This is a genomic window from Exiguobacterium sp. SH0S2 (genome assembly GCF_004337185.1).
Taxonomy (GTDB): Bacteria; Bacillota; Bacilli; order Exiguobacteriales; family Exiguobacteriaceae; genus Exiguobacterium; species Exiguobacterium aurantiacum_A.
In genome coordinates, this window is sequence record NZ_SJVB01000001.1 from 816,746 (window position 1) to 838,597 (window position 21,852).

Sequence of the window (21,852 nt, forward strand, 5' to 3'; positions counted from 1 at the left end):
CCCCCTTAACTTATTTACGATCTTTTTGGTATGTGCTCGCTCCAGCCGCACTTGAGACGGCGTCACGGGATAAGGCTTCACGGATGATGCGTGCTTGTTCTTGTTTGTGTGCTGTCGGATTTCCTTCAGCCGGGCTTGACCGGCGACGGCGCCCGATGTAACGGACGTTCAGACGGTTCGATGTCACCGCTTCAAGACGCGGCTCGATGTATGTCCAAGCTCCCATGTTTTTCGGTTCTTCTTGTACCCAGACGATCTCTTTGGCGTTCGGGTAGCGACTGATGACGTCGCGAATCTCACGGACCGGGAACGGATAGATTTCTTCGACGCGGATGATGTGGAGGAAGTCGAGTGACTCCTCTGATTTCATCGTCGCTTCTTGCAGATCGATCGCCATCTTCCCTGAACAGAAGACGAGCCGTTCGACTTTGTCCGGCTGTTCGCCAAGACCTGTTTGTTCGACGATCGGACAGAAGCTGCCATCTGACAACTCTTCGACCGTTGAGGCTGCAAGTGGATGACGAAGCAGGCTCTTCGGTGTCATGATGATCATCGGTCGGATTTGCTCAGTACCAAGCATCTTCGCCTGACGACGCAAGATGTGGAAGTATTGGGCAGCCGTCGACAAATTAGCGACCGTCCAGTTCTTTTCACCGGCGAGCGTCAAATAACGTTCCATCCGCGCGCTCGAGTGCTCCGGACCTTGTCCTTCGTAACCGTGCGGCAATAGCATGACGAGACCCGATTTTTGACCCCATTTCGCACGACCGGCCGAGATGAACTGGTCGAACATGACTTGGGCCGAGTTGGCAAAGTCACCGTACTGCGCTTCCCACAACACGAGCGTATCTTGTGCGAACACGTTATAGCCGTATTCAAAGCCGAGCACCGAGCCTTCCGAGAGCGGGCTGTTGTGCACCGTGAACGAGGCTTTCGCCGTCGACAACTCGTGGAGTGGCGAGAATTTCTTGCCGGTCTCGACGTCGTTCAACATGATGTTACGTTGCGCGAACGTCCCGCGCTCTGAATCTTGACCGCTCAAACGGATCGGTGTCCCGTCCGAGATGATCGAGGCGTAGGCGAGCGTCTCGGCATGGCCCCAGTCGATCTTCCCGTTATCCCCGAACGCGTCACGACGACGGTCGAGTACTTTTTGAAGCTTATGGAACAAGCCGAACCCTTCAGGCCAGACGAGCAGCTCATCGTTCAACTGTTGCAACAAGTCGCGTTCGACTGCCGTATCGACGTAAGGGAATCCTTTATAGACTGCTTCCGGCAAGACGATGTCCGCATCTTCTTCCTCAGCCGGGACGAGGTCGCGCGCTGACTTCAAGCGATCTTCAATCGATTGTTCGATCGTCGCTTTGTCTTCTTTCGTCATGACGCCTTCTGCTTCGAGAAGATCGGCATAGACGTGACGGACCGATTGATGTTCTTTGATGGCTTTGTATAGAACCGGGTTCGTGTTCATCGGCTCATCCATCTCGTTGTGTCCATAGCGGCGGTAGCCGACCAAGTCGACAAGGATGTCTTTATGGAACTTGGCACGGTATTCGCTGCACAATTTCGCGACGGCGACACACGCTTCCGGGTCGTCGGCGTTGACGTGAAAGACCGGGATCTCGTAGCCTTTGGCGATATCGCTCGCATAACGTGTCGAGCGCGAGTCGCTCGGGTCGGTCGTGAAGCCGATCGTATTGTTGGCGATGACGTGAACTGTGCCGCCTGTCCGGTAGCCCGTCAAGTTCGTCATGTTGAGCGTCTCGGCGACGATGCCTTGGCCTGGGAACGCGGCGTCCCCGTGGATCAAGATCGAAGCAGCCTTGTCATCGTGTTGGACCGGCATCCCTTTTGCAGAGCGGTCGTCTTGCGCGGCACGCGTGTAACCTTCGACAATCGAGCCGACGAATTCAAGGTGGCTCGGGTTGTTGGCGAGGTTCAAGCGGACTTCTTTCTTCTCATCTAACACGCGGCGATCGAGTCCAAGATGGTATTTCACGTCGCCCGACCAGCCGAAGTTGATGCCGATCGAACCTTCTGACGGAATGAGTTCTTTATTCGGTGCGTGCTGGAACTCGGCAAAGATCATTTCGTACGGTTTACCGAGCACATGGGCGAGGACGTTCAAACGTCCACGGTGTGCCATCCCGATGTTGATGTGTTCCGAACCGCTCGAGATGAGCCGTCCGACCATCGCGTCAAGGAGCGGGACCATGCTGTCGAGTCCTTCGATCGAGAAACGTTTTTGTCCGACGTACGTCTTATGAAGGAACGATTCGAACAGTTCCGTCTCGGCTAAACGCTCGAACAACTCAAGCTTCTCTTCTTTCGAGTACGCGGCTTTCAATGCGCCTTGCTCGATGCGGCGGCGAATCCAGCGCTTCTCTTCCATATCATCCAAGTGGCGCAACTCGATGGCTACCGTCCCTGTATAGACGTCGAGTAAATGACGGACGAGTTCAAGTGCGTTCGCGCCGGGCTTCGGTACGTCTTCTGACAGCAAGTGTGCCGGGATCTGCTCGAGGTCTGACTCGTTCAACCCGTAACGGTCGAACACAAACAACCCGTGCTCACGCGGATGGTCCTTGAGCGGATAAATATCAGCCGCTTTATGACCGAGCGCCCGGATATCGTTGACGAGCCGAGTCGCCGCCACGATTTTCTCCAAATCAAATGAAGCGACCGGTGCGACCGGTACCGCTTGTTCGGGTGAACCGTTCTCATCAAAGTAACGACGCGTCTCCGCATCGACCGATTCTCTGTCTTCCAAATATTGCTCGTACAATTCAACGATGTAGCCTAAGTTTGGACCATAAAATGTTTGCGATTGCTCGCGACCGTTCGACGACTCTCCCATTGAATAAATCCCCCTGTCCGTTCCTATGCGCCCGATGTGTGAACGCTTTCATTTTTTAAGGCCGCACGAATCAGTTCATCCATCTGATTCAGGCCGTGAAAAGAGCCAAATCTTGCCTCTTACTCTCTTCTTCATACTACACCTTTCCAGGTCGAAAGACCCTTTCAAATTCACAATTCGTCCATACTAATTCAATAAGTTTTACTTATCGACTAATTGTGAAAGTTGTCGTTTGATTCAATTGTTTCAAAAAAAGGTGAAACCTTCTTTCAGTCTTGTCGTATACAATGTTAGCAAGCTTGGAAATAAATCTCAACGAAAGCAAGGTGACAACATGTTATCCGTCCAAAATGTCCACAAAAAACTGGGCCAGACGAACGTTCTGACCAACGTCAGCTTCGAAGTCACGCCCGGCGAAATCTTCGGCTTCCTCGGTCCGAACGGTGCCGGAAAGACGACGACGATCCGTATCATCACCGGTCTAATGCCGGCAACGCACGGCTCCGTTACCGTCGACGGGTTCGACGTATCAACCGACCGCCAAGAGGCGCTCAGTCGCATCGGTGCCATCGTCGAAAACCCGGCGTTCTACCCTTACTTGACTGGTCGAGAAAACTTGATCCACGCCAAGAATTTGATCCCCAATTTGAAAAAAGTCGACTTGAACGCCCTTGGGGCACTCGTCGGGCTCGAATCGAAGCTCGACATGAAAGTCAAACAGTACTCGCTCGGAATGAAGCAGCGGCTCGGGATCGCCCGTGCGCTCCTCCACAATCCGAAAGTGCTCATTCTCGATGAGCCGACGAACGGGCTCGACCCGGCCGGCATCGCCGACCTGCGCAACTACTTACGGCACCTCGCCGAGCACCGCGGCATCGCCATCTTGATCTCGAGCCACTTACTTAGTGAGATGGAACTGATCACGGACCGGTTCGCAATCATCGACCACGGTCAAATCAAATCGGTCCAAGACGGGACGACGCGTGAAGAAGGCGTCATTCTATGTAAAGTATCACGCGAGCAAATGAACGAGGCGCTCGACGCGGCCGCCATGCTGTTTGACGATGTGAAAATCGTTCAGCAATCGGCTGAGACGTTCCTCGTCCCCCGCCCTGAGACGGATATCCCGGTTCTATTGAAACGACTCATCAATCAAGACATCAACGTCTTCCAAATCGGGATGAAGTACGAGACGCTCGAGGATCAATTCCTCAAAGTGACGAAGAAAGAAGGAGGAACGAACAATGCGTTCATTACTAGCCAATGAGTTTATGAAATGGCGGCGCACGATCAAGCCGCTGATCGCCCTCGGCATGTATACCGGGATTATCATTTTAACGTACGTCATCGTCACGAGTGGAAACGAGTCGGGAGATGCGACAACGTTCGTCAACTATGCCACGATGGCCGCGATGACATTCCTCGGCATCTTCACGATCGTGTTCACCGCTGAGATGATCGGGAATGAACTGAAGTTCGACACGTTGAAACACTTGCTCATGAGCCCGTACTCCCGTGACCGGATCTTGCTGTCGAAACTCGTTGCCGCAATCCTGATCATGCTCGCCCAGTTCGTGTTCATCCTTGCTGTGACGTATGGCTTCGCTTTGACGCTTGACGGGAACTTGACGTTCGAACAGTTCCGTAACGTCCTACTCAGCGTGTCGAGCGGCGTGTTCGTCATCTTCTTGACGCTCATGTTCTCGGTCGTCTTCAAATCGGTCGGTGTCGTCATCGGTTTTACCGTACTCGCGAACTTCGTCTCGACGATGATCGGCGGCCTCCTCATCGCATGGAAGCCGGCCATTGCTAAATGGATCGTCTTTTTGCACACGGACTTGTCCATTTATTATCAAAGTCCAGGCTTCATGGAGACGATGGACGTGACGATTTGGTTCTCAGCGTTTTACGTGTTGATCCACATCATCGCCTTCTATATCATCACGGCGTTCATGTTCCGCAGCAAGACATTCGCGGAATGACCTGCCCCTCTCTATGAACGTGACAAAACCTCTGACTGTCGGACACACAATCCCAACATTTCAGAGGTTTTTTTGTTTGATGATACGGTATTCTAGGTATAGAAACGTTAAAGGAAGTGGTATGATGTATCTCACAATCGGATTATCGCTAGTCGTCTGCTTGATCGCCCTCGTCTTCACGATCATGGTCGGTCTCGGAAAAGACAAATCAGACTATAGCCAAAAGAAAAGCTGGTCGCTCGTGTCTTGGACGTATATCGTCCTATTCCCGGTCTCATTCGTGGCGCTCGGACTGCTATACTATTTCATCACTCGATGACTCGTTCATCGGGTTTTTTTGTGGTACGTTTTTGCTAATGGAAAAGAGGTGGCCCTTTGAGTCGATTCGAGAAATTATACCCCATATTCATACTTCTATCTGTTTTGACTGGTCTCGCGTTCGGGACGATCGAGACGCTGCGTCGAATCGCGGACGGTGCGATCGTTCCATTGCTTATGGCGATGCTATTCTTTACGTTCATTCAAATCCCGTTCGCCCAAATCCGGCATTCGTTTTCAAACCGCACGTTCACGATCACGAGTCTCGTCCTCAACTTCGTCTGGACACCCGTCTTCGCATTTGCACTCGCGAGCGTCTTCTTGTCCGACCACCCGGCGCTTTGGATCGGGTTCATCATGCTCATGGTCACGCCATGCACCGATTGGTATATCGTCTTCACCGGTCTCGCGAAAGGCGACGTCGTCGCCTCGCTCAGCATCTTGCCGCTCAACCTTATACTTCAACTCGCGCTGTTACCGGTCTATCTTTATGTTTTGACAGGGACGTCGAGCGTGATCTCAGTTTCGGTGTTCCTACATAGTCTAGCCGTTTTAGCGATCCCGCTCGGCTCAGCGATTGGACTGAGGTACTTTCTCACCAAGTCGAACCAGTTGCAGCGGCTCGCGCGCGTCAGCTTATGGCCAATCATCTTGTTAAGTCTCGCCGTCACGTCGATCTTTGCCTCACAAGGGCGGCTCTTGATCGAGCACGTCTCGATCCTCGGATTGTTAATTGCACCGTTGCTTTTATTTTTCATCGTCAATTTTGCCATAAGCCGCCGTGTCGGCAAGAAACTGTTGCGTGAAAACGCGGCCGTGACGAGTCTACAAATGACGACGCTCGCGCGGAATTCACCGATCGCGCTCGCCATCGCGACGACCGCATTCCCGAACGAGCCGCTCATCGCCCTCGTCTTGGTCATCGGGCCGTTGATTGAATTGCCGGTGCTCGTCGCCGCTTCCTTCGTGATCCGGCGACTAAACCGAGCCGAACGTCGACTCGGTTAGCGCACGAGCGTCGGTTTGACGGCGAATGAGGCCGCGAGGATGCCGATGACCGGGAAGACGAGCGAATACCAAATGATCGACTCGTAGTTGCCGAACAAGTCGTAGGCAATCCCGAACGGCAACGGTCCCACCGCCGAGCCAAGTACCATGACCGACGTCGCCAGGCCGCTGATGCTGCCGAGCGCGGCCCGACCGAAGTAGTATGGCCAAACATAGTTTAAAGCGATGCGCTCAAAGCCGTTACTGATGCCCCAGATCACCCCGAACAGCATCGCGATTGAGAACGTCGACGTATATTGCAGGATGATCATAAAGATGATCTCGGTCACAAAAATACCGATCAATACATAATTGATTTTCACGACATCGATGATCCGTCCCGCGATGAACGTCACCGGGAAGCCGAGGATCGCCATCAAGCTCAAAACGATCGCGGCCGTCACCGGTGGTAGGCTCTGCTCTTCAAAAATTGAGATCAAGTGGAACGTGATCGCTGTGTTGACGAGCGCCGGGATGCCGATGCACGACAAGATCAGCCAAAAAGCACGTGTCTTGAGCGCTTCTTGGAACGTGAAATCGACGTCGATATGAATCGGTGTCGTCGTCGATTTATTGCTCGGATGAGGATTCGTCCCTCCGTCCGGCAAAAGTCCGATGTCTTCTGGGCGGTTGCGGACGAAACGATAAGCGAGCGGTGTAAACAAGACGAGCACGAGCAGTCCCCACACTTGCCACGTCGTTTGCCAACCGATCAAACCGACGAGCCAGACGTTGAGCGGTGGAAAGACGGCCGAGCTCAAGAACCCTCCGATTGCCATATAGCTGAGCGCCTGGCCACGCTTCGTGATGAACCACTGCGGGACGAGCGTGTTCGGGATGAGCGTCATCGACCCTTGCCCGAACAGGCGGAGCATCCAGATGCCGAAGAAGAGCATCGTCAAGTTCGTGACGTAACTGTTGAACAGACAAGCGACCGCCAGCAATATCGAGGCGATGACCATCATCGCCCGTTGCCCAAAGCGGTCGATCAATCGACCGACGAAAAATAAACAGGCGGCCGAGGCGAGCGTCGCGGCCGAATAAACGCTCGATACTTCAGAGCGCGACCAGCCAAAATCGGTTATGTATTGGTCGATAAAAACTGAGATAAAGTACGTCTGACCGGGACCCGAGAAAAATACACCGAGGCCCGCGATCATGACCATATACCATCCGTAGTAGGATGGTTTTCGAAGTCTTCGCATCATCTTGCTCCTTTTCCTCTGTTATGTAAGACGATTTTTACTTCCATCGCCTTTTCAATTATTATTTTGTAGCGACAGCGATCCCGATCGGATAATGACGCTCAGGTCGTTTCGGTTCGACGAGCACGCCCCGTTGGTAATAGAACTCGGTCGAGGCGAACCGATCGAACAACGCTGTAAACTCTTGTTCTGTAAATTGATGGACGTGAAACGGCTCGTTCGTCGGTTTACCGACTCCTTGACCGAACGGCGTCGACAAGACGAGCGTACCACCCGGTTTAAGCAACTCCCAAACGTTCGCCATGAACCTTTCAAAATCGTCCACATGCTCGATTGTCTCAAAACTGACGATACAGTCGAACGTGCCGAGTTGTTCGGGTAAGGTTCGATCGAGCACATCCCCGACGACATAGGTCACGTTCGGATGATAATATCGGCCTCGTGCATAACGTGTCGTCTCTTCTGATAAATCGAGGGCGACGACCTCATCGACTTGCCCCTTCAAATTTTTCGCAATCAACTGACTGCCATATCCGACACCGCTCGCAAAGTCGAGCACGCGCCCGTCCATGTACAACAATGAAAAATGATAACGGGCAATATGTTCAAGTAACATACCGTTCAGCGGGTCCATTTGATCTGGGATGACCCGTTCTCCCGTATAATTCAATGTCATAAGCTCCTCCTTTTTCTATACAGCAAAAGCGCCACGAAAGTCTCGTGGCGCTGTCTGTTAACGAACGATGATCACAGGTGACAACGAACGTTTAGCAAGCTTGTGGCTGACACTGCCCAATACGAACTCTTGGAACGTATTGAGGCCGCGCGAGCCGACGACCACGAATTCATACGGTTCATGGTTGGCGTAGTTGACGAGTTCAACGTCAGGTTCGCCGCGGAGTTCGATATACTCGTACGAAACGCCCGCTTCGGTGATCGCATCGAAAAACACTTGAAGACGTTGTTTCCGTCTCACTTCAAGATCGATTTTACCCGTCGATTGAAGGGCGCTTTCTTTTGATTCTTTCGGTGACACGACATGGACGACATCGATTGAAGATGATGTCACTTTGGCGAGTTCGACCGCTTTTTGGGTGGCACGCATCGAATGATCTGAACCATCAATCGCTAGAAAGATTTTACTCATTGTAAGTTCCCCCTTTTAGTGGCCGACGTTCGCATCTTGTTGACGAAGATGGAGCGCCAGCGTGTTCAACAGCTTCTCTGAATCTTTGTTTAAGTTTAACAGTTTTGGTTCGATTCCAACCGTCCGATATTTGAAGACGACCTTATCGATGGCCCCGATGGCCGAATCGTCCCAAAGATGGGTGTTGGCGAAGTCGATGCTGACTTGTTTCACGTCTGCTTCGACATCTGCTTCGACATCGAACTGGTTGACAAAGTCAGACGTAGACGCGAAGAACAGCTGTCCGTTCACTTCATAGTGTGCACGTTGTCCGTCTTGGTGGCGCTTCAGCTCGACACGCGAAATTTTCGCGGCGAAGATGACGGCGGCCGTCACGATTCCGGTGATGACACCGATCGACAAGTCGTGCGTAAGCACGGTCGCGAGTACCGTCGTGACCATGACGAGCGAATCGGTCTTTTGACCTGTCTTGAGCGTTTTGAGTGAGCCCCAGTCGAACGTCGCATAGGCGACGAAGAACATGACACCGACGAGCGCCCCGACTGGAATCAGCATTAAAATGTTACTCATCGTCATGATCATGATGAGGAGCGCAAGTCCTGCCGAGAACGTCGACAAGCGACCCCGTGCTCCAGACGAGACGTTGATGACCGATTGTCCGATCATCGCACATCCTGGCATCGCACCGAAGAAACCAGCGATGATGTTGGCGATCCCTTGACCTTTTGATTCACGGTTCTTATTCGAATCTGTACCCGTCATGTCATCGACGATTTGAGCCGTCAATAGCGACTCAATCAAACCGACAAAGGCGAGCGAGAACGAATAAGGCAAGATGATCATAAGTGTCTCGAGTGTGAGCGGGAGGTCAGGCAAGAGGAACATCGGCAGCGTTGCCGTGATCGTCCCCATATCTCCGATCGTTTTCGTCTCAAGTCCCATAAAGAACACGAGCAACGTCATCGCCACGATGGCGACAAGCGGCGCCGGGATTGCTGACGTGATGCGCGGGAAAACAAGGATGATCGCAAGCGATGCTGCAACGATGGCCCACATGATCCACGTCTCGCCTCCAAATTGCGGAAGCTGGGCTTGGAAGATCAAAATGGCAAGGGCGTTAACGAAGCCGACCATAACCGCACGCGGGATGAACTTCATTAAACGAGCTATACCAAGAAAACCAAGCACGATCTGGATAATACCAGCTAGTATCCCTGCAGCGAGCAAGTACTGAAGTCCATAATCTTTTACGAGATCGACGACAAGGAGTACCATCGCGCCCGTCGCGGCCGAAATCATCGCGGGGCGTCCTCCTGTAATCGAAATGACCATCGCGATGATAAAGGACGCATATAGTCCTACCATCGGATTTAATCCAGCGATCAGTGAGAAGGCGATTGCCTCCGGAATGAGTGCAAGGGCCACAACGATCCCTGCCATCACTTCAGCACGGGGATTCCCGAGCCATTCTTGTTTTACCGTATTCAATTTTTCCAAATGAACACACCTCTCTATAAAAATTTTTAAATTGATTTCTGACTCTCACAGAAATCAATTTAATCAAATTATAGAAGCCGTATTCACAGTTCGTTCATAACTTCACAACAACTCAGATGTTACCCGAGAATGAGCACGATGACAACCGATGAGCCTCAACTTTTTCCTAGATGTCCGCATGCGGATTCGTTCATTTTTATAAGGATATAACGACACACTTCGTTCTCTCTCGTCACGTCCCCTCGCTGCTCCGACTTCGTATCCCCCTTTACACCAACCATGTAACCGCTTACCTCACATACCCAGATTTTCACCATAGTCGATTCGATTTTGCCGCCGATTTATTTTTCAGACAACAAAAAAGAGAGAAAAGATTTTTAAAATCTTTTCTCTCGCGTGTTTAGTTATTTTCTTTAAAGCGGAGCAAGTCCGAATAGATGATCTTATCGTTCATCTCAAGTACTTTGTTCGCCTCGTCTTCAAGTGGCGTACATACTTTCGCGTCATCGACGACTTCTCCTGTCTCGGCGTCATAACACGTTGACTGGGTGAACAAATAGTCGCTTGTCACGATCGTACCGTCACGGAAGATGGCGCGATCGTTGCGTTCTGGCGCGAACAAGTCGTTACCGAACCCGATTTGATCAGACGTATCGAACCCGAGCAAATGCTGAATCGTCGGGTTCATATCGACGTGGCTCCCGACCGTCTCGTGGACTTCACCTTTGTCTTGACCAGGCAAGTGAATCGCGAACGGGACTGACTGAAGTTTTGCCACGTCATATGGCGTCAACTCGTCTTTTCCGAGCAAATCGGCCATGGCAGCGTTATGGTTCGTCGAGATACCGTTATGATCACCGTAAACGACGAAGATCGTATCGTCCCATGTCCCGTTCTTTTTCAACTCATCAATGAACAACCCGAGGGCATAGTCTTGATATGCGAGCGCTTGCGGGAAGTTATTGAGCGTCGTCGAGTTCGTCTCGAATTTCGGAACGAGTTCATGGTCCGCACTCGGCATCGTGAACGGGAAATGGTTCGTCAGCGTGATGAACTTCGCGAAGTAAGGTTCCGGCAGTTCTTCAAGCATCGGTACCGACTGTAAGAAGAACTCATCGTCGAGGAGACCCCATTCCGTCATGTTGGCCGGGTCGCCTAAATCGTAGCTCTTCTCATCAAAGAACTCATCGATTCCGATGTTTTGATACATCTGGTCGCGGTTCCAGAACGATTTGTTGTTGGCGTGGAACACCGCCGAATAGTAGTTGTCTTCTTTGATGACACTAGGAAGCGCATCATATTCGTTGTCGGCGTTCGTGAAGTAGACGCCGCCACGCGACAATCCGTACAGCGAGTTGTCGAGCGCGAACTCAGAGTCCGACGTCTTCCCTTGACCGGTCGTATGGTAATAGTTCGGCCAGAAGTGAGACTCGTCGATCAACTTGTTCAAGTTCGGCGTGATGTACTCGCCGTTCGAAGCTTTCATATTGTGCGTAAAGCTCTGTGTCGATTCGAGCGAGATGGCGATGACGTTCTTGCCTTTATACTTCCCGAACATGTCCGGGTCCGGCGCCGCATAGTTCTGACGCGTATAGTTCTCGACTTCATCGAGTTCAGAACCGTCCGCGAGCGCTTTTTGCGCCGATGTCTTCGTTTGAAGCATCGCGTCATAGACGTGGAAGTTGAACGTGCCTAAGTTTTTAACAAGCAGTTCACGGTCGAACGAACGCGTCAACAGTTCTGGGCGCTCTGTCTCTGCGAGGACAAGGTTAAAGCCGAACACGGCGGCAGCTGCACCGAACGTGAGCAACACGCGGCGTTGTGACGCTTTGCCTGTCTCTTTTAGTTTCCAGAGCAAGAACGGAAGCACGACGAGATCTCCTAACAGAAGCAAGTCTTTCCATTCAAGCAACGACAGGAATGACGACGATAACGTCTCTAGGTTCGACGATTGGAACAATAACGGCACAGTCAAGAAGTCCGTGAACTCACGGTAGTAGGTCGTATCCGCAAACAAGATGAGCGAGGACACCGTGTAAAGACCGTATAGCGCCCACTTCCGTTTATTGCCTCCGAAGAAGAAACTAAAGGCAAACAAGAACAACGTGAAACTTAACGGGTTGATGAACAGAATGAACGCTTGGACCGCGTTCTCAGGTGGCATGTTAAAGAAGAACTGATACGCAATCAGTGACTTCGTCCATAACAGGATCGTAAACATCCAAAACAGGCGATGCGTCCGGAACGAGTCGCTTGCCGCGTGACGGAACCGCTCTAATTTCCCTTTCGATTGATTCGTGTGATTCATTCAAACACTCCTTAGGTCATTTTCATATGGTAAGTTAGTGCGTCGACTAACAAACGTACAGACGTATAAAGAGTATTTTAACGTTCTTTTGAACTTAATTCAACTTTTTGACGTTTACAATGCTACACAAACTTAACATTTTTATTGCAATCTTCATCTAAAAAAGGCTATCGAGTGAACTCGATAGCCTTTGAAACACGATTCATTTAGCCGATGATGTCCATCCAGATCTTGACCGTACTCGCTAAAATGAGCAACGCCAAAATCATCTGGAGCGACTTTGTCTTCATGTTTTTCCCGATGTTCGCCCCGATCGGTGCCGCAATCAAACTCGCGATAATCATGACGAAGGCCGGCTCCCAGACGATTTGGTCGGTGATGATCTTACCTGCTGTCGACCCGATCGATGAGATGAACGTGATCGCAAGCGAACTCGCGATCGCCATCTTCGTCGGGATACGGAGCACGACGAGCATGATTGGCATCAAGATGAACGCTCCGGCCGCTCCGACGATCCCGGCTGCGATCCCGACGATAAACGCCGAACTGGCCGCGATCAGTTTATTGAACGTGACTTGGTCGAGCGGCAAGTCTTCGACGTTCGCTTTCGGCAAGAACATCATGATCGTCGCAATCGTCGCGAGGACCGCATAGACGACGTTGATCAAGTTCTCCGACAACAGCGTCGAGCCGTAGCCCCCGATGAAACTTCCAATCAAGACGGCGACACCCATATACAGGATGAGTTGTTTATTCAAATAGCCGCCTTTACGATACGCATAAATCCCACCGATCGTCGCGAAGAACACTTGAATCGCGCTGATCCCAGATACTTCGTGGGCGCTGAACGCCGCGAAGCCAAGAAGCGGCGGAATGTACAACAACATCGGATATTTGATGATTGACCCGCCGATCCCGACCATCCCTGAGATGAATGATCCGATAAAGCCGATCAAAAAGATTGTGATGATAAACTCTAACTCCATACTAGCTCCTCCAGTTTCCTACCCTATTAGATAAGTAAGTTTTATTTCTGTTCCCAAGCGATCATACCGCCTGAGACGTCATAAATTTCCGTATAACCTCGATCCTGCAACAACTCGGCCGCCTGGGCGCTTCGATTGCCACTGCGGCAAATGATATAGATCGGTTCATCTTTCGCATAAGGTAATTCGGTTTCATTTAATGAAGAAAGTGGTGCGTTCACCGCTCCTTCGATATGCCCCCCCTCGTATTCTTCTAGTTCACGGACGTCCAACAAGGTTATTTCTTCGTTTTCCAATCTGTTTTGTAGTGTTTCGACGTCGATTTGGGTGATTCCATCCTCTTTCGAAGTGAAAACTACGATTCCGACAGTCACAATCACTAAAATCGATAAGATGATCGTTAATTTACGCAATTTTTGACCTCCAATTCTTTTCCTTGCATTGAGTATACCTTAGGGGGTATATTAAAAACAACGAAAGTTACTCACTTTAAACATAACTTGATTAGAAAAGGGGATTAATACCACATGAAGACGATTACGACGACTGAATTAGAAACATTGCTAAGCACGGATGAAACGCTCAACTTGATCGACGTTCGTGAAACGGATGAATTTGCAGGCGGACACATCAAACAAGCGAAAAACGTACCGTTGTCTGACTTCAGTGCGAAAGTCGATGAGCTCGACCGCACGAAACCGATTCATGTCATCTGTGCGGCAGGCGGACGCAGCATGAACGCGTCAGCTTACCTCGACTCACTCGGCTTTGACGTCATCAACGTCGACGGCGGCATGATGAGCTGGACAGGCGAAACGGTTTAATCACTTCTAAATATAAAGCAGCACAACAACTAACGTTTACAGTCAACTATTCTAGGGGGTATATCATATGTTATTACGTTATTTCTATGATCAAAAATTAGCACAGGCATCTTACATGGTCGGTTGCCAAATGACCGGCGAAGCGGTCGTCATCGACCCGGCTCGCAACATCACACCGTACTTGCAAGAAGCTGAAAAAGAAGGCATGACGATCGTCGCGACGGCTGAGACACACATCCACGCCGACTTCGTCTCAGGTTCGCTCGAACTTGCGAAACGCACTGGCTCGACAGCCTACTTGTCAGATGAAGGTGACGCGTCATGGAAATATGCGTTCGCGAAAGACATCGACTCGAAACTCGTCAAAGACGGCGACACGTTCAAAGTCGGTAACGTCACGCTCGAAGTCATGCACACACCAGGCCACACACCGGAACACATCTCGTTCTTGCTCTATGACCGCAACCAAACGCAACCGATGGGTATTTTCACAGGCGACTTCGTCTTCGTCGGCGATATCGGACGCCCTGACCTGCTCGAAGAAGCGGCCGGCGTGAAAGGAACGACGGCCATCGGTGCCGAGCAAATGTTCCACTCGCTTAACAAGTTCAAGGCTCTCCCTGACTTCGTTCAAGTCTGGCCTGGCCATGGTGCCGGCAGCGCTTGTGGGAAAGCGCTTGGCGCGATCCCAACGTCAACGGTCGGTTATGAGAAAGCGACGAACTGGGCGCTCCAAATGACGGACAAAGACGCATTCATCAAAGAGTTGACGACAGACCAACCAGAACCGCCGAACTACTTCGCGATGATGAAAAAAGTGAACAAAGAAGGCATCCAAGTGACGAACGAGATCGCTCGTCCAGAAGTCGTCGGCACGGACCGTCTCGACACACTCGTCGAAGCGACGCAAGTCGTCGACACACGTAGAGGCGAAGACTTCGCGCAAGGTCACGTCCCTGGGACGATCAACATCCCTTACAACACAAAATTCGTCTCATGGGCCGGCTGGCTCGTTAACTTCGACAAAGACATCACGCTCATCGCGAGCGCGGAAGACGTCGAAGAAGTGCAGACAGACCTTCAATCAATCGGTCTAGACCGTCTCCGCTTCATCGTCCCTGTCGAAGAGCTCGGTCAAGAACTATTGACAGAAACGTACACGGACGTGACGGCTGAACAAGCGATCGAATCAGCTGAGAAGAACGACGTGTTCGTCCTTGACGTCCGCAACGCGACAGAATGGAACGCGAGTCACTATGAGAAAGCAGAGCGCATCTTGCTCGGTAAACTCATGCGTGACCACGACGGTCTACCGACAGACAAGACGATCGCCGTCCACTGTGCGTCAGGCGTCCGTTCACGTATGGCCGCGAGCGTCCTTCAATCGCTCGGCTACAAGGATATTCAAAACATCCTCGGTGGCTATGCTGCGATGAAGACCGTCCTCAACGCAGAACAAATCGGCTAATGCTATACTAAAAACAAAGAAAGCGCCCACTCGTTTGGGCGCTTTTTCTCTAGGAGGGATATCGTGATTGCAATCGGTCCACTGAACGTGCGACTCGACCTGCTCGTCTTCATGGTCAGTCTGCTCGGTCTCTACATCGGCTTCAAAAAAATCGGATTAACGGAAAAAGACCGCGACGCCGTCCTCGGGACGTGGTTCGCCGGGTTTCTCGCCTGGAAACTGAGCGCCATCATCATCGGCCTCGCCTCGACCGGTAGTTTGGCGCTATCGCTGTACGCGACGGGCGGTATCTGGTCGATCCTCGTCGCCATTGCAACGATCGGATTTTTTGTCTTCCGGCTTGCTCCCGGGCTTCGGGGCTATTGGCTATTTTCAGCCCTACTTTTATGGTTCGGTGTGACGATCGTCGTGCCGAAGTACGGAACGCTCCCGTTTATCGCGACCGCTCAACCGCTCCATCTGTACACTGCCCTGCTCATCGCAGGCTTAATCGTTGTGACGTGGCGCTGGATGCGCTCGCCATCGGTCGGTGCCTTGCTATGGACGACGGTCGGTGCGTTTGCTATCTGGCTCGTGAGCACGTATGCGACGACAACGGTGAATTTGCTGTGGCTCATCCCGTTCGCAGCTTTAGTCGGACTCGCCGGGTACGTCGCCAAACCGTCACGCCGCATCGTCCAATCCGGTCTCGGTGTCCTCGTCGCGCTCGCGATCATCAACGCGAGCTTACCGGATGAGACACCAACGCTCGTTGCCGACTCGTCTCAAGCGGCAGGACTGAACATCGGTCAAGTTCCGCCTAATTTTGAATTGAAACGAACGGACGGGACGACGCTTAACTTAGAAGACTTACGCGGAGAGCGTGTCGTCGTCAACTTTTGGGCGTCTTGGTGCCCGCCGTGCCGGGCCGAGATGCCAGACATGGCCAAGTTTGCCCGCGAGCAAGATGACGTGACGATTGTCGCCGTCAACACGACGACGAGCGAACGTGACGTCGACGAGGCGCGGTCGTTCGTCGCGCCTTATGAAGACGCGTTCCAAGTCGTCTACGATGAGGACGGTGCCGTCGGGAACGCCTACCGGATCCAAGCGATGCCGACGACGTATGTGCTCGATGAAAATGGTGTCATCGTCGCCAAGCAGTTCGGTGCAATCGATAAAGCGTGGCTCGATACCAAAACCAACTAAAAACCGCCAGTTGAACTGAACCAAAAAAGTTGGACATGAAAATCCAACTTTTAATGGGGTAGTTCAAGCCGGCGGTTTTTTCATTGCTTCAAATAGCCTTGCGTCTTCAAGAAGTCTTTCACATCGAGCCGGGTCGGCTTCGACAACATCCGTCCCATCTGGCCCGTCCATGTATCGCTTCGTTGGTTCGATCCACGTGCCACATAGTAGTCGTGAATCGTCTGGTCGTAAGCTGTGAGCTCTTGCTTCAGTTGAATCGGATCAGCGTCGTACGTGTTCTCATGATAGATATGCTCGAGTGGGAGCCGCGGTTTTTGATCCTCGACGTGCGCCGGGACACCGACCGCGAGCCCGAACAGCGGCAACACCCGCTCCGGCAAACCGAGCAACTCTTTGACCGCCGACATATCGTTGCGGATCCCGCCTATGTAACAAATGCCTAACCCCATCGATTCGGCGGCGACGACAGCATTCTGTGACGCGAGCGCGGCGTCGATGACGGCGACGAGCAACTTCTCATCGGTCTCGAGCGTCGGATTGACGGCGGCTTCTTGCAGTTGCCCGATCAGTTCGTGCCGGTAAAGGTCAGCACAAAAGACGAAGAAGTGGCCGTTGTCGACGACGTACTGCTGATTGCCGGCGATCTCGGCGAGGCGTGCCTTCTTCTCCGGGTCGGTCACGCCGATGATCGAATACGCCTGGATGAAGCTCGACGTCGAAGCGCGTTGGGCACTCTCGACGATGAGACGGATCTGCTCGTCGGTCAGCGTCTCGTCCGTGAACGAGCGGACGGAGCGATGGTTCAGTAATGTTTCGATGATTTGATTCATGCAGCTTCCCCCTTTTTTCTTATCTTGGCACAGAGCGAAGGTTTCCGACAATGATAGAGACCTCACTCCACTTTAAAGATGGCCCATGGCAACCACAAGACAGGCTCAGTCCCAACGTCTTCTTGATTACTGTATGTACAATAGCGTTCCGCTTCTTCAAGCGTCGGGATGAAGCCGCGCTCGTTCAACTGAAACGGGAATCGTTCGGCGAAATCTTGCTCTAACCTATTACATAGATAGGAATGAAACGTGCCTTTCTCATACCCGAGCACTTCGTAACCGAGAAATCGTCCGAGCGGCTCATTGCGTTCGTGTCGCAAAATGAAACGTTCAACACCGTATCGCTCGGGGCTGTCTCCTTCTTCCCCCTCTGCTAAAAAGTCAGAAACATAAGACTCAGGCAGGCCGAGCTCAATGATGTCGAGTTCGATGTGAGAGAAGAAGCGGTCCCTAAATTTCTTTGTGAGTTCAATCGTCTGAAACGTTTGAGGGTATCCGAGTTCCCCACTCTCCTGATGCAAATCTACCCATTCCATGAGTATGAGGTACTCTTTTTCGGTAAGTCGCAATTGTTCTCGATACGTATCTTTACTATGTTTTGACGTCCCCCAAAGCACATCAAGCGTTGGATGTTGCTCACAAATGCATACACTTGCAGATTGCACCAACTTCGGAATCAGTCGTTCGTCCATATACGCTGCTCGATTTGTTCGTTCGATTAGCAAATACCCGGCACTTCGCACATTCATTTCATCACCCCCACTCCCTAGTATACGCAAAAAAGCAGAGCGGCGTTTTGCCGACTCTGCTTCCTAACGTTTACTCCGTTACTTGACTCAAGAACGGCGTGATATCGACGTTCAATTCTTTCGACAGGCGTTCCCCGAGGTCACGATCAGCACGATAGAAGTTGCAGATCAAGAGAAGGACCGTCTTCTCATGACGGACTTCTTTAATGTGGGCGACCAAGTTACGCACGAGACCATCTTTCTCGTCTTGCGAGTAGCGGCGGTACACTTCGCCCGCTTGCCCGAAGTCGTTCGTCTTCTCGATTTTCTGACGACCCGTTACTCCTGTGATCGGTTGCTCGGTTTCGATATAAGCCGCATCCGGTTTCGGTGTGTCCTCATAACGGTTCGGCTCGTAGTTGACCGGGCTCGTCTGTTGTTTGAACGGCATCGCGCCGTCACGTTGGTTGTTCGCTACTTGCGCGAACGGGCAGTTGATCGGGAGTTGGAGATAGTTCGCCCCGATGCGGTAACGTTGCGTGTCTGAGTATGAGAACAGACGGCCTTGCAGCATCTTGTCTTCAGACGGTTGAATCCCAGGGACGAGCACGCCCGGGTTGAACCCGACCGATTCCGTCTCGGCGAAGAAGTTGTCGACGTTCTTGTTGAGCGTCATCGTGCCGACGAGTTGATACGGGATGACGTCTTCGAACCAGTCTTTCGTCGCATCGAGCGGGTCGAAGTCGAAGTTGTCCATGTCGGCCGGGTCGAGGATTTGGACGTAAAGGTCCCATTCCGGGAAGTCGCCTTCTTCGATCGCGTTGAACAAGTCGCGCGTCGCATGGTTGAAGTCTTCCGCTTGTACTTTGGCTGCTTCGTCCATCGACAAGTTTTTAATGCCTTGCTTCGGAACCCAACGGAGCTTTATGTACACCGTGTTCCCAAATTCGTTTACCCATTTGAACGAATGGACCGATGAACCGCGCATATGACGGTACGACGCCGGGATGCCTTCATCACTGAACAAGTGCACGAGCATGCTCGTCGATTCCGGTGTGAGCGACATGAAGTCGAAGAAACGGTCCGGGTCTTGAAGGTTCGTCCGTGGGTCCGGTTTGAGCGAGTGAATCACGTCTGGGAACTTGATCGCATCACGGATGAAGAAGACCGGCAAGTTGTTTCCGACGAAGTCATAGTTCCCTTCTTCGGTGTAGAACTTGACTGAGAATCCACGCGGGTCACGAAGCGTCTCCGGTGAACCGAGACCGTGGATGACCGTCGAGAAGCGGGCAAAAATTGGTGTTTCTTGGCCAACTTCTTGCAAGAATTTGGCTTTCGTATATCGTTTCATGCTATTTTTAACTTTGAAGACACCGTGTGCTCCGGCACCACGGGCATGAACGACCCGCTCCGGCACGCGCTCACGGTCAAAGTGGGCGAGTTTCTCAATTAGCTGATAATCTTCGAGAAGCGTTGGGCCGCGGCGGCCGGCTGTGATGGAGTTGGCGTTGTCCCCGATTGGAACGCCTTGGTTAGTAGTTAGATGACGATGTTGATCCATATTGTTGCCTCCTCTTAATAATCATTATTACTAAATTAATAATATTAAAAGATAATAATTATTACAAATAAAACGCTCGAGACGTCTCGAACGTTTTGTAAGCGCTATTATTTTTAGGTGGTTCCATTCTTCTTTTTAATCTGCTCTTTCCGATGGATTTCTGTCACCAATAAGGCAGCGATGATCCCACCGAGCGATCCGGCAATTATATCAACCATCGTGTCATCGTTCCCGTTCCCTTGCATCGTCGTCTGCAACACAATGTCTGACGTGAACTCATACATCTCCCATAACGCCGCGCCCGCCATCGAGAAGACGACGATGTAAACGAAGAGAAAGCGCTTCGGCATCTCGAGCCGTGTGTCTTCATCGAGACGACTAAAGAAGTCAAAACCAAGAAACGCCAAAAATATCCCGCTCAACACGTGCAAAAACGTGTCCCACCATCCATTGCTGTATAATCCGACGATCGAACCCAAATATTGCGAGGCGAACAGGAAAATAATATAGGCGATTTTCATCTTGGCATCGAACTCGGTTTTAAACGCCTTCTCCAACATGAACGGAATCAGTCCCGAGACGATCCCCGCCCCGGCGACACTCGCGTTAAACCACGCTCCTTGAATGATGGACGTGATGAGAATAATTCCCATGAACAAGACGAATCCGAATTCTAACAGTCGTCCTCGTGTCAGCTTCATGATACGTGCCTTCTTTCTGTAAAATGTCTCTACGGACTTATTCCCATTTCCGCGTCTCATCGAACAAATACATACATTTTTCCATATGACAAAGACCCCATCGCTTCTCGCGGTGGGGTCTCGTTTATTTCTGGGCGACGAAGAAAATTCGTTCGGCGTTTCGGCCCGGAGCTTGATCCGTGAAGTCGGCCGTGACCGATTTCACGTGGAAGCCGGCACCGATGAGCCATTGCATATACTGCCCTGGCTCATACGTCCGCTGCTCGTGCGTCTCTTCGACGCGTTCGTACGTGCCATCCTCGAGCGCGACGAAAAACGTCAAATCGTGGATGACCGAGAGCGGCTTCTCGCCCGGGTCAGCGAACCAGATGTAAGAACAGTCTTCCCCGTTCGACGCGTACGTCTTCTGGTTGAAGAGCGTCTCCATCTTGTTCGGTGAATGGACGTCAAAGATGAACGTCCCGCCCGGCTTCAGTTGCTCATATACCGCCTCGAACGTGTCGACGACGTCGGCCTCGTCTGCAAGGTAGCAAAGCGAGTCACAAAGGATCGTCACGGCATCGACCGGAGCCGGCAGTTCGAGCTCACGCATGTCTTGTTGCCAGAGCGGCAGCGTGACGCCCGCTTCAAGCGCTTTCTCTTGGGCGACTTCGAGCATTGACTCAGATAAGTCGAGACCGATCGTGTCGTAATGCTCGGCCAGCCGGATCGTCGCTGAGCCCGTCCCGCATCCGACGTCGGCAAGCGATGCACCGTCCGCGACGTGGCGCCGCACGAACGCGACCCAATCCGCGTACGGGGCATCTTTCATCAACTCATCGTATACGTAGGCGAACCCTTCGTACGTCATTAGCCGACTTCCACGTCGACGTGCGGCGCGTCAGCCCATAATTTTTCAAGGTTGTAGTAGTCACGGTCGTCACGGTGGAAGATGTGGACGACGACGTTTTCGAGGTCAGCGAGCACCCAACGTGCCGAGTCCATGCCTTCGAATTTTTTAAGCGGCAAATCATTCTCGCCCGCCACGTCTTTGATTTCACGTGCGATCGCTTCGACTTGCTTCTCAGAGTTACCGTGGCAAATGACGAAATAATCGGCGATCGGTGAGATACCTTCCATGTCGAGGACGACGATGTCTTCCCCACGTTTATCGTCAACAGCTTTTACAATCAATTCAAGTTCTTCTTTTACAGTCATATAGACCC

General features: G+C 51.8%; 21 protein-coding genes. 7 read left to right on the plus strand and 14 right to left on the minus strand.

Annotated elements, in window-relative coordinates:
• Positions 1-10: 10 nt before the first annotated feature.
• On the minus strand, positions 11-2,857 hold the full coding sequence (locus EVJ21_RS04175; RefSeq protein ID WP_070327795.1) for a 2-oxoglutarate dehydrogenase E1 component: 2,847 nt from the start codon (positions 2,855-2,857) through the stop codon (positions 11-13).
• Between the two features lie 334 nt (positions 2,858-3,191).
• On the opposite strand from EVJ21_RS04175, the gene EVJ21_RS04180 reads away from it, so the two are divergent.
• From EVJ21_RS04180 to EVJ21_RS04195, 4 genes are all read left to right on the plus strand, one after another.
• Positions 3,192-4,124: an ABC transporter ATP-binding protein gene (locus EVJ21_RS04180; protein WP_131465585.1), complete on the plus strand. Its 933-nt coding sequence runs from the start codon at positions 3,192-3,194 to the stop codon at positions 4,122-4,124.
• A complete protein-coding gene (locus EVJ21_RS04185) occupies positions 4,102-4,839 on the plus strand; it encodes an ABC transporter permease (RefSeq protein ID WP_070327797.1) in 738 nt (245 codons plus the stop codon). The genes EVJ21_RS04180 and EVJ21_RS04185 overlap by 23 nt, the downstream gene beginning before the upstream one ends.
• Positions 4,840-4,963: 124 nt before the next feature.
• Positions 4,964-5,158, plus strand: coding sequence for a hypothetical protein (locus EVJ21_RS04190; protein WP_236633421.1), 195 nt, complete (start codon positions 4,964-4,966; stop codon positions 5,156-5,158).
• 56 nt (positions 5,159-5,214) lie between these two features.
• Positions 5,215-6,165, plus strand: coding sequence for an arsenic resistance protein (locus tag EVJ21_RS04195; RefSeq protein ID WP_236636556.1), 951 nt, complete (start codon positions 5,215-5,217; stop codon positions 6,163-6,165).
• Here EVJ21_RS04195 and EVJ21_RS04200 read toward each other — a convergent pair.
• The 7 genes from EVJ21_RS04200 to EVJ21_RS04230 form a co-directional block, all read right to left on the minus strand.
• Positions 6,162-7,412 carry an MFS transporter gene (locus EVJ21_RS04200; RefSeq protein ID WP_131489941.1) on the minus strand — a complete coding sequence of 417 codons (1,251 nt, stop codon included), beginning with the start codon at positions 7,410-7,412 and terminating at the stop codon, positions 6,162-6,164. The genes EVJ21_RS04195 and EVJ21_RS04200 overlap by 4 nt on opposite strands.
• 58 nt (positions 7,413-7,470) lie before the next feature.
• Complete coding sequence (locus EVJ21_RS04205) at positions 7,471-8,085, minus strand: class I SAM-dependent methyltransferase (RefSeq protein ID WP_070327802.1); 615 nt, start codon at positions 8,083-8,085, stop codon at positions 7,471-7,473.
• Positions 8,086-8,142: 57 nt separating this feature from the next.
• The gene (locus EVJ21_RS04210; protein WP_070327803.1) at positions 8,143-8,556 is read right to left on the minus strand and encodes a universal stress protein; all 414 of its coding nucleotides are present in this window, start codon (positions 8,554-8,556) and stop codon (positions 8,143-8,145) included.
• Positions 8,557-8,571: 15 nt separating this feature from the next.
• Complete coding sequence (locus EVJ21_RS04215) at positions 8,572-10,053, minus strand: SulP family inorganic anion transporter (RefSeq protein ID WP_131465591.1); 1,482 nt, start codon at positions 10,051-10,053, stop codon at positions 8,572-8,574.
• 400 nt (positions 10,054-10,453) lie between these two features.
• Positions 10,454-12,361, minus strand: coding sequence for an LTA synthase family protein (locus tag EVJ21_RS04220; RefSeq protein ID WP_131489942.1), 1,908 nt, complete (start codon positions 12,359-12,361; stop codon positions 10,454-10,456).
• A 206-nt stretch (positions 12,362-12,567) separates the two neighbouring features.
• Positions 12,568-13,347, minus strand: coding sequence for a sulfite exporter TauE/SafE family protein (locus EVJ21_RS04225; protein WP_016508199.1), 780 nt, complete (start codon positions 13,345-13,347; stop codon positions 12,568-12,570).
• Between the two features lie 41 nt (positions 13,348-13,388).
• Positions 13,389-13,760, minus strand: a complete 372-nt coding sequence (locus EVJ21_RS04230; RefSeq protein WP_236633423.1) for a rhodanese-like domain-containing protein — start codon at positions 13,758-13,760, stop codon at positions 13,389-13,391.
• Between the two features lie 114 nt (positions 13,761-13,874).
• On the opposite strand from EVJ21_RS04230, the gene EVJ21_RS04235 reads away from it, so the two are divergent.
• From EVJ21_RS04235 to EVJ21_RS04245, 3 genes are all read left to right on the plus strand, one after another.
• The gene (locus EVJ21_RS04235) at positions 13,875-14,171 is read left to right on the plus strand and encodes a rhodanese-like domain-containing protein (protein WP_070327805.1); all 297 of its coding nucleotides are present in this window, start codon (positions 13,875-13,877) and stop codon (positions 14,169-14,171) included.
• A gap of 67 nt (positions 14,172-14,238) precedes the next feature.
• Positions 14,239-15,639, plus strand: coding sequence for an MBL fold metallo-hydrolase (locus tag EVJ21_RS04240; protein WP_070327806.1), 1,401 nt, complete (start codon positions 14,239-14,241; stop codon positions 15,637-15,639).
• A 63-nt stretch (positions 15,640-15,702) separates the two neighbouring features.
• A complete protein-coding gene (locus EVJ21_RS04245; RefSeq protein WP_131489943.1) occupies positions 15,703-16,827 on the plus strand; it encodes a TlpA family protein disulfide reductase in 1,125 nt (374 codons plus the stop codon).
• 80 nt (positions 16,828-16,907) lie between these two features.
• Here the strand turns inward: EVJ21_RS04245 and nfsA are convergent, their stop codons facing one another.
• The 6 genes from nfsA to rsfS all read right to left on the minus strand — a co-directional run bounded on the left by nfsA (position 16,908) and on the right by rsfS (position 21,844).
• Positions 16,908-17,657, minus strand: coding sequence for an oxygen-insensitive NADPH nitroreductase (nfsA, locus tag EVJ21_RS04250; RefSeq protein ID WP_131489944.1), 750 nt, complete (start codon positions 17,655-17,657; stop codon positions 16,908-16,910).
• Positions 17,658-17,719: 62 nt separating this feature from the next.
• Positions 17,720-18,406, minus strand: coding sequence for a hypothetical protein (locus tag EVJ21_RS04255; protein WP_131489945.1), 687 nt, complete (start codon positions 18,404-18,406; stop codon positions 17,720-17,722).
• A 70-nt stretch (positions 18,407-18,476) separates the two neighbouring features.
• Positions 18,477-19,946, minus strand: a complete 1,470-nt coding sequence (locus tag EVJ21_RS04260; RefSeq protein WP_131489946.1) for a catalase — start codon at positions 19,944-19,946, stop codon at positions 18,477-18,479.
• A 113-nt stretch (positions 19,947-20,059) separates the two neighbouring features.
• Positions 20,060-20,647, minus strand: a complete 588-nt coding sequence (locus EVJ21_RS04265; RefSeq protein WP_131465606.1) for a DUF2238 domain-containing protein — start codon at positions 20,645-20,647, stop codon at positions 20,060-20,062.
• Between the two features lie 124 nt (positions 20,648-20,771).
• Positions 20,772-21,497 (minus strand): class I SAM-dependent DNA methyltransferase, encoded by a 726-nt coding sequence (locus EVJ21_RS04270; RefSeq protein ID WP_131489947.1) that lies wholly within the window; start codon positions 21,495-21,497, stop codon positions 20,772-20,774.
• Positions 21,497-21,844 carry a ribosome silencing factor gene (gene rsfS / locus EVJ21_RS04275; protein WP_070327814.1) on the minus strand — a complete coding sequence of 116 codons (348 nt, stop codon included), beginning with the start codon at positions 21,842-21,844 and terminating at the stop codon, positions 21,497-21,499. The genes EVJ21_RS04270 and rsfS overlap by 1 nt, the downstream gene beginning before the upstream one ends.
• Positions 21,845-21,852: the final 8 nt, after the last annotated feature.